Consider the following 12,410-nt stretch of genomic DNA (forward strand, 5'->3'; position numbering starts at 1 on the left):
CATGCACTGGCGCGTGGTTTCACCGCACCAAATTTGCCGCGCGGAAGATAATTAAATATATAGTACAATGTGTTAATTGATTATGGCTGAGCGCGAGCAAATGGCGGAAAGATGTGCAGGGCCGGGCCTCAGATTCCAGCTTGCAACCGCAGACTAATTATGATTAGGTTGAATGACGCGCGGGAAGGCGGATGCCTCGCTGCCGCCACCGTCAAGGCGGCAAGCCCCACCCCAAGTCGCCACGAGAGGAAAACAATGCTCGGTAAAGCTGCGGTGCTCGTTGGAAAGAACCGGCTGGAGACGTGGGACGTCGAGGTGTCAGCGCCGGAGCCGGGCGGCGCCGTTGTGCGAACCATTCTGGGCGGCGTTTGCGGCAGCGATGTGCACATCCTTACCGGGGAAGCAGGCGAAATGCCGTTCCCGATCATCCTCGGGCATGAGGGCGTGGGCGAGATCACCCAGCTGGGGGCCGGCGTATCCACCGATTATGCAGGCGTGCCGGTCAAGCCCGGCGACTTGGTCGTCTGGTCGCCCATCGCGCTGTGTCACCGCTGCTATTCATGCACCATTCTCGAAGAGACGCCGTGCGAGAACAGCCAGTATTTCGAAGATGCCGCAAAGCCGAACTGGGGCAGCTATTCGGAGTATGCGTGGCTGCCCAACAACATGCCGTTCTATCGCTTGCCCGACGGGGTGCAGCCCGAGGCGATTGCGGCGCTTGGCTGCGCGTTGCCCACGGTCCTGCGGGGGTTCGATCGCTGCGGGCCGGTCCGCTTCGGCGATTCCGTTGTCGTCCAGGGCGCTGGACCTGTCGGGCTATCAGGCGTGCTTGTCGCGGCGCAGGCGGGAGCGCGCGAAATCATCGTGATCGACGGCGCGCCGGCCCGGCTGGAGGCTGCGATCAAGCTGGGCGCGACGTCGACGGTTTCGCTGGGCCTGCCCGCCGAAGAGCGCAAGCGGATGATTTATGATCTGACCGGAAAGCAGGGACCGGACATCGTGATCGAGGCGGCGGGCGCGCTGCCGGCGTTTCCCGAAGGCGTGGACATCAGTGGGATTCATAGTCGCTACATCATTCTGGGGCTGTGGGGCGCGATCGGCACCCAGCCGATTTCTCCCCGCGACCTGACGTTGAAGAACCTGACCATCGGCGGCGCGTCGTTTCCGTCTCCGAAGAACTATTATCAGGCGATGCAGTTCGCGGCGCGGGTGCAGGACCGCGTGCCGCTGGCCGACCTGGTCAGCCATCGCTTCGGGATTGGTCAGGCAGCCGAGGCGCTTGAGGTCACAAGGACCGGCGTCGCCACCAAGGCCGTCATCGATCCCACCATGAACTGAGCAAGGGCACTGGCATGAACACCGATACGATGGCGCCGCCATCTGCCAAGCACCGCGTGCCGGTTCCGGCCCACGTTCCGGCCGACCTGGTGCGCGAAATCGATATCTACGCGCTCGACGGTATCGAGGAGGGCGTCCACGAAGCGTGGAAAAAGGTGCAGCAGCCCGATACGCCGCCGCTCGTCTGGACCCCGTTGACCGGCGGCCACTGGATCGCGACGCGTGGCGTGCTGATCGACGATATCTATCGCAGCCCCGACCGTTTTTCGAGCCGGGTCATCTGGGTGCCGCGCGAGGCGGGCGAAGCCTATGAAATGGTGCCCACGAAGATGGATCCGCCGGAACATACGCCGTACCGCAAGGCGATCGACAAAGGCCTGAACCTCGCCCAGATCCGCAAGGTCGAAGGCGACATCCGGGCGGTGGCGATCGAACTCATCGAGGGTTTTGTGTCCACGGGTCAGTGTGACTTCGCCAGGGATTTTGCCGGCATCTTCCCGGTCAAGGTCTTCCTGGCGATTGCCGGCCTGCCAATGGATGACGCGGCCGGGCTCAATCTGCTCGCCAAGGAAATGACCCGCCCGTCGGGGAATACGCCCGAGGAACAGGGCAAATCGCTGCAGACGGCGAATGCCGGGTTCTTTGCGTATGTCGCCCCGATCATCGCGGCGCGACGCGGTGGCACCGGCACCGATCTGATCACGCAGATGGTCAACAGCGAGATCAACGGCGCGCCGATGGCCGAAGACAAGTTGCTGGGCCTAGTGTCGTTGCTGCTGCTAGGCGGGCTCGACACGGTCGTCAATTTCCTCAGCTTCATGATGATCTACCTCGCGCGCCATCCCGAGACCGTCGCAGAGATGGTGTCGGACCCGATGAAGCTGCAGCGGGGCGTCGAGGAGATGTTCCGCCGCTTCGCCGTCGTGTCCGACGCGCGCTATGTGGTCGAGGACATGGAGTATCATGGCACGCAGCTCAGGGCAGGGGATCTCATCCTCCTGCCGACGGCACTGCACGGCCTTGACGATACGCAGCACGAGAACCCGATGAAAGTCGATCTCTCGCGCCGCAACGTCGCGCATTCCACGTTCGCGCAAGGGCCGCACCGCTGCGCGGGTATGCATCTGGCCCGGCTGGAAGTCCTTGTCATGCTGCAGGAATGGCTTGCCCGCATCCCGCGCTTTTCGCTCAAGGACGGGGCTGCACCGATCTATCACGCCGGCATCGTTGCGGCGGTGGAAGATATTCCGCTCGTCTGGGAGGTTTGACAGCGCGCATGTCCCTCGCCACCGACGCCGCAACGTTCCGACAGATACTGGGCCATTATCCCACCGGCGTGTGCGCGATAACGGCCATGCCGGACGGCGGCTCACCCGTCGCGATGGTGGTCGGTTCGTTCACATCCGTTTCGCTGGATCCGCCGCTGGTGGCGTTCTTCCCGGACAAAAGTTCGTCCAGCTGGCCCAAGATCGAAGCGTGCAGCGGATTTTGCGTGAATGTTCTGGCGGATGACCAGGAAGCGCTGTGCCGCACGTTGGCGTCCAAGGATCCGGACAAGTTCGATGGCGTGCCGCATCACCTGTCTGCGCGCGGTGCGCCGATCCTGGATGGCGCGCTGGCATGGATCGACTGTTCGTTCCATGCGATCCACGAAGCGGGGGATCATTACATCGCGATTGGCGAGGTTCACGCGCTCGACATCCACCATCCCGGCGCGCCCCTGCTGTTTCACAAAGGCCGCTACGGGAAGGTGGCATCCCTGCTTTAAGCGGGGTTCCGGGTTCTATTCCGCCAAGGCATTTTCGGTGGCAACGTTCGGACCGCGCAACGGCACCCGATTGATCACCGTCAGGCCAAATCCTTCGAGCGCCGCCAGCTTCGCCTTGCTCGACGTGAGCAAGGTCATCTCGCGAACGCCCAGGTCGAGCAGGATCTGCGCGCCAATGCCATAATCGCGCGTGGCGTTCACGTCGTGATAGGACTTGCGCCCCCCCAGTATCCGCTTCGAGATTGAGTCCGGGCTGGGATCCCGAACAAACACGGCAACGGCCTGGCCATCGTGCGCCGCCATCGCCTGCAGCGCCTGCGGCACATATTCGGGATGCGCCTGCGACCAGCCGAGCATGTCGGTGGTCATGTCCACCTGGTGTACGCGCACCAGCGTATCGCGATCCGGGCGCACGTCGCCTTTGACCAGCGCCACGTGTTCGCCGCCGTCGACTAGGTTCCGGTAGACATGGATCGTGAGATCGCCGCCGTAAAAGCTGTGAAACGGCGCGCTGGCAACGCGTTGCACCAGTTTCTCGAACCGGCGGCGATAGGCGATCAGGTCGGCGATGGTGCCGACCTTCAGCCCATGTTCCTTGGCGAACACCAGCAGTTCGGGAAGTCGCGCCATGCTGCCATCGTCGTTCATGACCTCGCAAATGACCCCGGCCGGCGTCAGTCCGGCCAGACGCGAGATATCGACCGCAGCTTCGGTATGTCCGGCACGCACCAGCACGCCGCCGTCGCGCGCGATCAGGGGAAAGACATGACCCGGCGAAACAATCTCGGCCGAGGTCTTGGTCGGATCGACGGCCACCGCAATCGTGTGCGCCCGGTCCTGCGCCGAAATTCCCGTCGTCACCCCGTCGCGAGCCTCGATCGACACGGTGAAGGCCGTGCCGTGGCCGGACTGATTGTTGACCGTCATCGGCGGCAGTTTCAGCTGTTCTGCACGGGCCTTGGTCATCGCCAGGCAGATCAGCCCGCGGGCATGCTTGGCCATGAAGTTGATCTGGCGCGGCGTGGCGAACTGGGCCGGGATGATGACATCACCTTCATTCTCGCGGTCGTCGGCATCGACCAGAATGTAGGGGAGGCCGTTGATCGCGTCCTGAATGATGTCCTCGATCGAGGAAATGCCCTGGCTGCTCATGATCGATCTTTCCGTGTCGTGGACGCCAGCCTGCTCATGCCGCGCCCAAAGGCGCAGCGAGGTGGGCCAGCGCCATTTCCTTCAAAACGTTCTTCTGCACCTTGCCCGTGCCCGTCTTGGGCAGGTCATGTTCCGCGATGAACCAGATATCGCGCGGAAGTTTATACCCCGCGACCTGTGGCTTCAACCAGGCAAGGATCTCGTCCTCAGCGATGGTGTATCCCTCCGAGCGGACGACCCATGCGCTGCCGCATTCACCCCACCGATCGTCGGGCATCCCGATGAAAAATGCCTGCGCGATCGCAGGATGGGTGGTGACGAGTTGCTCCAGTTCCTTGGGCGACACCAATTCGCCACGGCTCTTGTACAGCTCCTTCGATCGGCCTGTCAGGAACAGGTTCCCATCGGGCCGGAACTGCCCGAGATCGCCGGTGCGCAGCCATCCTCCGGGGAGGAACAGTTTTTCCGTTTCTTCCGGGCGGCGGAAGTAGCCCAGGCTGTTCATCGGCCCCCGCGTGCACAGCTCGCCCGCGCTTCCGGGCGGCAGATCGGCACCCGTCACGGGATCGATCGTCTTGAATTCGCAGATCCGGCCATCCTGTTCAGGAATTCCCGCAACACCGGCCTGAACGATGCAGCCCTGTGTTTCTGCAACGATTTCTATGGGGTCGCCGGGCTGGGTGCACACGATCGTGGCCGTGGCTTCGGTCTGGCCATAGCTGGTGAAGATCTCGCTGCAGCCGAACGTTTGCTGGATTTCCCGCCAGACCCAGCTGGGTGTGGGCGCGGCGGCGCTGTGCACCGCGGTAAGCGAGCCCAGATCGTAGGCCTTGATTTTCGCGCGCTCCATCATGGCGATGGTCATGGTGGGGACGCCCATCAGGTACGTGGCACGATGACGCTCGGTGGCGGACAGCAGCGCATCGGCATCGAAGCGGAGCAGGGGAACGATCGATCCGCCTACGATCATGCCGGACAGCAGGCCGACAACCAGTCCGAAGCCATGATACAGCGGGAGCGAGAAAACCGCTCTCCGCCCTTGCTCGAACGCCTGATGATATGCGCCGGCATAAGCCGCTCGCAGCAGGTTGTCGTGCGTCTGCATGACCCCTTTGGGCGAGCCGGTCGTGCCCGACGTGAACATGATGACGGCAGGATCGTGAGGTTGCGCTTGCTGCACGGGCGGTTCGCCGGTGGGAAGCGCGGCAAAAAACTCCTCCGGCGCTTCAACGTCATAAACCAGACCGCCGCGCAGTTCCGGCATCGTGGGGCAGTCACCGGTTCGCCAGCCGGGAATGAGCGCGTCCAGTTCCAGATCGAACCTGCGCGAACCGAAGCGCGCCATGCTGATGACGAGATTGCATCCCGCCTCCCGGATCACGTATTCCAGTTCCTTGGGGCCGTAGAGAGTGTTGATTGCCACGGCGATTGCACCGGCCCGCCAGATCGCAAACATCAGCGGGACCGTTATCGGATAGTTGGCCAGCACCACGCCGACGCGGTCGCTGCGGCCGATGCCAAGCCCCGCAAGTGCGGATGCAAAGCACTCCGATTGGGTATAGACTGCAGCATAATCGAGCGTCTGCTCGTCGGTTATGACCAGCGGTTCGGCCGCAAAATACCGTTGCGCATGCTGGAGATAGGCGTCGAGAGTCATCTCCTCCCAGACAGGGTGCCGGTCCGACATGGCCTGACGCCGCGCAGCTGTAGACTCGATCACCTCTGTGCCTCTCCGTACCCTAATTATCATTAGCATGACAATTTCGTGCTTTTGCGTCAAGTGTGATGCGTTGCGCCTGCGCGTTGCCGCACAAGTCCAAGCTATTCCGGCGTGAGGCTGCGTCGCTGTTAATAATATGAATTAAAACGAAAGAATGTTACAAATGCCGCTTGAATCAAGGCTTGAGCGGCGGGGTCTCGCCGTCACGGAGCGCGCAAAACGTTTTGAAGGGCTTGCCATATTGACCTAATTGCTATTAGTCTAAATTTGAGCAGTCGCAGTTTGGAGGCATGTATGGATGTGGGCTTGGGGCTGACGTTCCAGAATCTGAAGGATCAGGTCAGCGATATCGAGGTGTTCCGGCACGAACTGGCGTTGGCGGCGAGCGCCGAGGATCAGGGTTTCGACTCCGTGTGGACGCCCGAGCACCATTTCACCGGGTACATGATGACACCCAACGTGCCGCAGTTCCTGTCGTGGGTCGCCGCCAAGACGTCGCGGATCAAGCTGGGCACCACGGTCACCGTGTTGCCGTGGCAGAACCCGATCCGCATCGCCGAGAGCTTTATCCTGCTTGACCATCTGTCAGAAGGGCGCGCCATTCTGGGCATCGGCCGGGGGCTCGGAAAAGGCGAGTTCGACGGCTTCCAGGTGCCGATGGGCGAAGCACGCAAGCGGTTCCGTGAATATGCCGAAGCGCTGTTGCAGGCGCTGGAGACCGGCGTCATGGAATATGACGGCGATTATCTGCAGCAACCCCGGGTTGAACTGCGCCCGCACCCTTATGCCAGCTATCGCGGCCGGGTCTTCGCGTCGGCCGTGTCGCCTGAATCGGTAAAGCTGATGGCCAACCTCGACGTCGGCTTGATGATCATCGCGCAAAAGCCGTGGGATCGCGTGGCGGAAGACGTCAAAAGCTATCGTGACCGCTTCTTCGCCATGCAGGGCCGGCCGGCGCCGAAGCCCGTCGTCGTTGCCTTCGTCGCGGTCAACGAGGATGCGGCCAAGGCGCAGGAAATGCGCGACAAGTACCTTGTGGAATACGCCCGCTCGACCTCGGCCTTTTACCAGTTCGGTAACAAGGAGTTCGAGAAGATCGAAGGCTACGAATATTACGGTGCGCTGGCCAACAGCGTGGAAAAGCACGGCATCGAGAAGTTCAACAATTTCCTCGCAGATCTTCAGATCTGGGGACGTCCGGAAGAGGTCGTGGAAAAGCTGAAGGCGATGGTCGATCGCTTCGATGTGGGAAGTTTCATCATCTACACCCAGTTCGGCGATATGCCCTTCGACGTCGGTCGGGAAAATTTCGAGCTGTTCGCGCGCAAGGTCCTGCCGCATCTGAAGGACATCGACGTGTCGGCGCCGGTAGCGGCACCGGCTCCGCTGCAAACGGTGGCCTGAAGGACACTGCGTGAGAACAAGTCTGCGGCGCCGCGAAAGATGGCGCCTGGGCGGGAACGAGGAAGAGCATGGCAGATAGCGAACAATTGGTGCTCTACGAAGTGCGCGACGGCACGGCGTGGATCACGCTCAACCGTCCCGAAAAGCGCAATGCGTTGAGCGAGCCGCTGCAGGAGCAGCTCCATGCCATGCTGTGGGCAGCCGATGAGGACAATCGCGTCCACGCCGTTGTCCTGAAGGCGGCTGGACCCGACTTCTGTTCCGGCTACGACCTGCAGAAGTACGACCAGCCCATTCCCGGCCAGGTCGAACACAAGCGCGGCCGTGCCAAATTCGATGACGACAGCTGGCATCAGGAAAAAGCGCAGCGGCTGCGCATGGCGTTGTTCGACATGCACAAGCCGGTGATTGCGCAAGTGCATGGGCGTTGCCTCGCCGGCGGGACCGATCTTGCGCTGCTGTGCGACATGGTGATCTGCACGGACGATGCGCTGTTCGGGTTCCCGCCGGCGCGTTCGCAAGGATCGCTGCCAAGCCACATGTGGCTCTACCTCGTCGGCCCGCAGTGGGCGAAGCGGTTGCTTCTCACCGGCGATTCGATCCGCGGCAACGATGCAGCGCAGATCGGCCTGGCGCTGAAGGCGGTTCCGGCCGATCGGCTCGACGCGGAAGTCGCCGCGCTGGCGGCGCGCCTTGCGCTGATCGACCCCGATCTGCTCAGTGCCAACAAGCGGATCGTCAACATCGGCCTGGAGCTGATGGGCGCGCGAACGCTGCAGCGCATGGCCGCCGAAATGGATGCGCGCGGGCATCTGGCGGGCAGCCGCACCCGCTTCAATGAAACCGTGCGCACCGAGGGACTGAAGGAGGCCGTGCGTCAGCGCGACGAGCCGTTCGGCGACCCGGTGGTCAAGCTGTGACGACAAGGCAGGATGGAACTATGATGCAAGGTGAAGGCTGGCGCTGCCTGTGGGATGCCAAAGCTATCCTCGGCGAGAGCACGATCTGGGATGATCGCGATGGCTGCATCTACTGGGTCGATATCGAAGCGCCGAGCGTAAACTGGTTTCATCTCGACAGCGGGAAAACCGGAACCTGGGCGGCGCCTGCCTGGATCAGCGCGATTGCGCCGCGCGCCAGCGGCGGATTTATCGCGTCATGCGCGGACGGGTTTGCCCACGTCGATCCCCGCAAGCAGATTTACGCACCGTTCATCCATCCGATCCCCAATCCCAAGATCGCGCGGCTCAATGATGGCGTGACCGATGCCAAAGGGCGGTACTGGTCCGGCTCGTGCGATTCCAGCCAGTGGGACGAGAGCACGACGACCGATGACAAGGAAAGCACCCTCGGCAATCTCGACGTACGCAATACCGGCGAACTCTATCGGCTTGACGCCAACGGCGCTGTCAGCACGCAGGAACGCAACATCGTGACCGCTAACGGACCGGCGTTCAGTCCCGATGGCCGCACCGCTTATGTAAACGATTCCATGCCGTTGGTCAGCTGGGCGTATGACGTTGATGGCGACGGCGTCTTGTCCAATCGCCGGGACTTCCTCAACTTCAAACCGGACGACGGCTATCCTGATGGCATGGCCGTCGATGTCGAAGGCTGCATCTGGATGGCCTTTTACGAAAGCTGGGTGCTGCGTCGCTTTGCGCCGGACGCCTCCTTGCTCGAGGAACGCCGGCTGCCGGTACGGCGCGGCCTTCGCCCGGCCTTTGGCGGAAGCGACTTTTCGCGTCTCTTCCTGATTACCGGGTCACAGGGCTTTTCTGCACAAACATTTGCACAACAGCCGCTTGCCGGTGGGCTGTTCGAAATTCTCGCTCCACCCGCGCCAGGCGTGCCTAACACGCCTTATGCCGGATAGTAGAGCAGGACAGGCTGGGGACTGTCTTTACGATATTTTCCGGTTATGAGGGCGCATGGCAAACCCAGATAACGGCCGAACGCGCATTCTTGATTCCGCCGCAACAATCCTCCGACAAAAAGGGCTGGCCGGCGCAAAACTGAGCGAAATCGCGAAGGGGGCCGGCATGCTGGCGCCCAGCATCTATCATCATTTCCCGTCCAAAGACCACTTGGTCGAGGAAGTCATGATGGAAGGAATCTATCACAACAGCCGCCATATCGTTGCGCGCGTGGAGGTGCTCGGGCCGGGCGCACCACCGCTCGTGCGGCTCCGGGCCGCGATCGTGGCCCACATCGAGTTCCTGCTTTCGGGCGATGACTATTCTTCAGCCGTTGCCCGCGTGTTCGAAGATTTGCCGGGCGAAATGAGAAAGCGGGTCCTGGCTGCTTATTCGAATTTCGATAACTATTGGCGCGATCTGATCGTGGCCGCTCAGGCCGATGGCAGTGCCAGCAAGGCGCTGGACGCGACTGTCGTACGCAAGTTCCTCATCGCCATGCTGGAGTCCTGTTCATCTTGGTATCGACCCGGGAAGTTGGGGCCGACCCAGATCGCGGAACAGGCGGCAGACCTGCTCCTGCACGGGTTTGCGATCAGGAGTTCCACCGCGCTTTAGCGCGAACCGATCCGATCACGTGGGAGGCGCTCCCGCATTTTATCGATTTGCCGCGATGGCAGATCAACCTGCTGGATTTCGCTTGAGCACAACGAAGAAGAGCGGGAATACCTGTTTCCCGCTCTTCTTCGTTGTCAGTCGGTTCAGGCGACTGAGATCAGGCGACGGCCACGGTTTCCGTCACGGCTGGCTTCACGCCGGGCAGCTTGACGCGGGGCGCAACTTCCTTGGCGATGAGTTCCAGCGAATTCCACCACGGCGTTGGGTCGTCGTAATAGTCGTGCGATTCCACCTGCAGGGTTCCCCACCCGCCACAGGATTCGAACAGCGTATTGAGCTTGTCGACCACGGTGTCGGGCGATCCGACCACGAACACGTTGTCGACCAGATATTCCAGATCGATGTCCGAGGGATCGATGCCGCCGTCCTTGGCAAAGCCGTTCATCATGCCGAACCGCTGCCAGATCGGAATGAGATAGCGATCGAAGCAATACCCGATGGGACCTTCCATCACCAGTTTCTTGGCTTCCGCATCCGTGTCGGCGCAGAACACGGTCTGCGACACGGCATGGCGCTGCCGGTCGGGCGTGAACCCGGCCTTGATGTTGGCTTCCGAGTAGATTTCCCAGTGGCGCTTGAGCGCATCCTTGCCCGAGTAGATCGACACCGGTTTGAAGTTGCGCTCGCCGGCCAGTTTCATGGACGGTGAGTTTTCGCTGAAGCCGGTCACGGCGATCTCGGGGAACGCGCCCTGGAACGGGGCGAAGTTGGCGAGCATGTGCTGCTCGTCTTCTTCGGTCTCGGCTGGTGCCTCCTCGGGGAAGCCCGCCTTCCAGTATTTGCCTTCGTAGAAGAACGGCTCGCGCTTCCAGATCTGTTCCATGATGTTTAGCGATTCACGCACCATGTCGTTGAGCATCTGCGGCTCTGCATCCTTGATGCCGTGCATGTACGATGCTTGCGGATACGCACCGGCACCGATGCCCAGGAAGTAGCGGCCTTCCAGAATCTGCGAAAGCCAGCCAACCATGATCGCGACCTTCGTCGGATGCTGGTGCGGCAGGATGTGCGCCATCGGGGCGAACCGGATCTGGCTGGTCTGCAGCGCTGCGGCGGCCATGATCAGCTCGGGGTTGGGGATGTTTTCCCAGATCTGCGAGGCATGTTCGGAGATCATCATCGATGTGAAGCCCGCCTTGTCGCAGGCCACGGAGTTCTGCACGCCCCATTCGAACGTTTGCTTCGCCGTACGTCCGGGACGCATGTACGGGTGAAAGATGAGGCCGGTTTCCATCGCCATGAGCGTCTCTCCTTGAGCGTTTATTGCATCGGACCGCGCCTGATCGCATTGTTGCGTCTGGCTCCGGCATTTTGCTGCCTAATGACGATTAGGGTGATAAGGCCGACTCCCATTTTAAGTCAAGTGTAAACTGACGCTGTTACGCAAAAGCGGGCATGGCGGCGAACGAGAGACCGGATTGACGATCAGGTTGGCCGCGAAGCGGCAAAAACCTTGAGATTCTGGCCGCTTTCTGCAACATCGGGGAACATAGCGCCAGATGTGCAGTTGGCCGATCACCTTTTCGAGCCTGCGCGACAGCGGAAACTTTACATTTGTTTTAGGATAACGTGTTGGCAAATCTGACAGTCGAAGCGGAGGAAGCGCATCCGGCTGAAAATGTCGGCGGAAAAACGCGCCTCATCCTCGCGGGCGAACAGTTGTTTGCCAAAAACGGAATCAACGGCGCTTCGATGCGCGAGATCGCCGCCAAGGCCGCGCAAGGCAACCACGCTGCGGTGCAGTACCACTTCGGTTCGCGTGAGGGCCTGGTCCGTGCAATCTTCGATTATCGGATGGAGCAGATGGAACTCGCGCGCGGTGCGATGTTGCATCGGGCACGGTTGGAAGGGCGGCTGAGGGATGCGCGAACGATACTGGACATCATCCTCGTTCCGCAGCTCGATCTGCAGGATGCGGACGGCAATCACTCCTATGCCAGTTTTCTCAGCCAATACCTGTTGCAAAGTCGATCTCCGAAGTTCGGCGACTTCAGCGGATCCGAGCCGCCCAATCTGACCGAAGCGATGCGGCTGCTGCGTGAGCGGGTGGATTATCTGCCGTCCTACGTGGCACAGCGGCGCCTCATCAGCGTCAGCCTCATGTTTCTCAACATCCTCGTACGCCACCACGGAACCGACGTAATGGCGTTTGGCGAAACGTTCACGGACGCCCTGGAAGATACTATGGAACAGATCGTCGACGTGATGTGCATGCCGCTTCGACTGCCCCCGTCATCGTCGACCGTTACCACGGGGTGATGTGGGCCGAGTGCACATTGCTTGAGGTTTTTTCCCTTTTGGGTGCGTTCACGATTAGGGAGTCGATCTCTCGGAGGCGCTGAACGTCGAATTTGCTGGCGCAAACTACCATCAGCCCCCGTTATGCGGCACTAAATAATCCTTCGCTTGCGCTGACGTTGGATCATTGCCCATA

At 61.3% G+C, this 12,410-nt stretch carries 11 protein-coding genes; 8 read left to right on the forward strand and 3 right to left on the reverse strand.

Annotated elements, in window-relative coordinates:
* Positions 1 to 255 precede the first annotated feature (255 nt).
* Genes NL2_RS18945 through NL2_RS18955 form a run of 3 tightly spaced genes read left to right on the forward strand, consistent with a single transcriptional unit; the run spans position 256 to position 3,106 of the window.
* Entirely contained in the window at positions 256 to 1,338 is a 1,083-nt protein-coding gene (locus tag NL2_RS18945) for a zinc-binding dehydrogenase (RefSeq protein WP_068077698.1), read from the forward strand.
* A gap of 14 nt (positions 1,339 to 1,352) precedes the next feature.
* A complete protein-coding gene (locus NL2_RS18950; RefSeq protein WP_068077699.1) occupies positions 1,353 to 2,606 on the forward strand; it encodes a cytochrome P450 in 1,254 nt (417 codons plus the stop codon).
* Between the two features lie 8 nt (positions 2,607 to 2,614).
* The gene (locus NL2_RS18955) at positions 2,615 to 3,106 is read left to right on the forward strand and encodes a flavin reductase family protein (RefSeq protein WP_068077701.1); all 492 of its coding nucleotides are present in this window, start codon (positions 2,615 to 2,617) and stop codon (positions 3,104 to 3,106) included.
* Between the two features lie 15 nt (positions 3,107 to 3,121).
* On the opposite strand, the gene ribB is transcribed toward NL2_RS18955, so the two are convergent.
* Together ribB and NL2_RS18965 are read right to left on the reverse strand one after the other, a co-directional pair.
* Positions 3,122 to 4,258: a 3,4-dihydroxy-2-butanone-4-phosphate synthase gene (gene ribB / locus NL2_RS18960; protein WP_068077703.1), complete on the reverse strand. Its 1,137-nt coding sequence runs from the start codon at positions 4,256 to 4,258 to the stop codon at positions 3,122 to 3,124.
* 34 nt (positions 4,259 to 4,292) lie between these two features.
* Positions 4,293 to 5,915 carry a class I adenylate-forming enzyme family protein gene (locus tag NL2_RS18965; protein ID WP_245647766.1) on the reverse strand — a complete coding sequence of 541 codons (1,623 nt, stop codon included), beginning with the start codon at positions 5,913 to 5,915 and terminating at the stop codon, positions 4,293 to 4,295.
* 357 nt (positions 5,916 to 6,272) lie between these two features.
* Here NL2_RS18965 and NL2_RS18970 point away from each other — a divergent pair, with 357 nt between their 5' ends.
* From NL2_RS18970 to NL2_RS18985, 4 genes are all read left to right on the forward strand, one after another.
* Entirely contained in the window at positions 6,273 to 7,382 is a 1,110-nt protein-coding gene (locus NL2_RS18970) for an LLM class flavin-dependent oxidoreductase (protein WP_068077708.1), read from the forward strand.
* Between the two features lie 68 nt (positions 7,383 to 7,450).
* Complete coding sequence (locus NL2_RS18975; RefSeq protein ID WP_068077710.1) at positions 7,451 to 8,302, forward strand: crotonase/enoyl-CoA hydratase family protein; 852 nt, start codon at positions 7,451 to 7,453, stop codon at positions 8,300 to 8,302.
* A gap of 20 nt (positions 8,303 to 8,322) precedes the next feature.
* Positions 8,323 to 9,258 (forward strand): SMP-30/gluconolactonase/LRE family protein, encoded by a 936-nt coding sequence (locus NL2_RS18980; RefSeq protein ID WP_068077712.1) that lies wholly within the window; start codon positions 8,323 to 8,325, stop codon positions 9,256 to 9,258.
* A gap of 55 nt (positions 9,259 to 9,313) precedes the next feature.
* Positions 9,314 to 9,916 (forward strand): TetR/AcrR family transcriptional regulator, encoded by a 603-nt coding sequence (locus tag NL2_RS18985; RefSeq protein WP_068077717.1) that lies wholly within the window; start codon positions 9,314 to 9,316, stop codon positions 9,914 to 9,916.
* Between the two features lie 157 nt (positions 9,917 to 10,073).
* Here NL2_RS18985 and NL2_RS18990 read toward each other — a convergent pair whose 3' ends face one another.
* The gene (locus tag NL2_RS18990) at positions 10,074 to 11,216 is read right to left on the reverse strand and encodes an LLM class flavin-dependent oxidoreductase (protein ID WP_068077719.1); all 1,143 of its coding nucleotides are present in this window, start codon (positions 11,214 to 11,216) and stop codon (positions 10,074 to 10,076) included.
* A 332-nt stretch (positions 11,217 to 11,548) separates the two neighbouring features.
* Between NL2_RS18990 and NL2_RS18995 the strand changes: the two genes are divergently transcribed.
* Complete coding sequence (locus tag NL2_RS18995; protein WP_068077721.1) at positions 11,549 to 12,235, forward strand: TetR/AcrR family transcriptional regulator; 687 nt, start codon at positions 11,549 to 11,551, stop codon at positions 12,233 to 12,235.
* Positions 12,236 to 12,410: the final 175 nt, after the last annotated feature.

This window comes from Novosphingobium lentum NBRC 107847 (genome assembly GCF_001590965.1).
GTDB classification, from domain to species: Bacteria; Pseudomonadota; Alphaproteobacteria; order Sphingomonadales; family Sphingomonadaceae; genus Novosphingobium; species Novosphingobium lentum.

Excerpts from the sequence above, each read along its gene's own strand:
- NL2_RS18990 (WP_068077719.1), bottom strand. The coding sequence starts at position 11,216 with ATGGCGATGGAAACCGGCCTCATCTTTCACCCGTACATGCGTCCCGGA.
- NL2_RS18955 (WP_068077701.1), top strand. The coding sequence starts at position 2,615 with ATGTCCCTCGCCACCGACGCCGCAACGTTCCGACAGATACTGGGCCAT.
- NL2_RS18975 (WP_068077710.1), top strand. The coding sequence starts at position 7,451 with ATGGCAGATAGCGAACAATTGGTGCTCTACGAAGTGCGCGACGGCACG.
- NL2_RS18980 (WP_068077712.1), top strand. The coding sequence starts at position 8,323 with ATGATGCAAGGTGAAGGCTGGCGCTGCCTGTGGGATGCCAAAGCTATC.
- NL2_RS18985 (WP_068077717.1), top strand. The coding sequence starts at position 9,314 with ATGGCAAACCCAGATAACGGCCGAACGCGCATTCTTGATTCCGCCGCA.
- NL2_RS18970 (WP_068077708.1), top strand. The coding sequence starts at position 6,273 with ATGGATGTGGGCTTGGGGCTGACGTTCCAGAATCTGAAGGATCAGGTC.
- ribB (WP_068077703.1), bottom strand. The coding sequence starts at position 4,258 with ATGAGCAGCCAGGGCATTTCCTCGATCGAGGACATCATTCAGGACGCG.
- NL2_RS18945 (WP_068077698.1), top strand. The coding sequence starts at position 256 with ATGCTCGGTAAAGCTGCGGTGCTCGTTGGAAAGAACCGGCTGGAGACG.
- NL2_RS18950 (WP_068077699.1), top strand. The coding sequence starts at position 1,353 with ATGAACACCGATACGATGGCGCCGCCATCTGCCAAGCACCGCGTGCCG.
- NL2_RS18965 (WP_245647766.1), bottom strand. The coding sequence starts at position 5,915 with ATGACTCTCGACGCCTATCTCCAGCATGCGCAACGGTATTTTGCGGCC.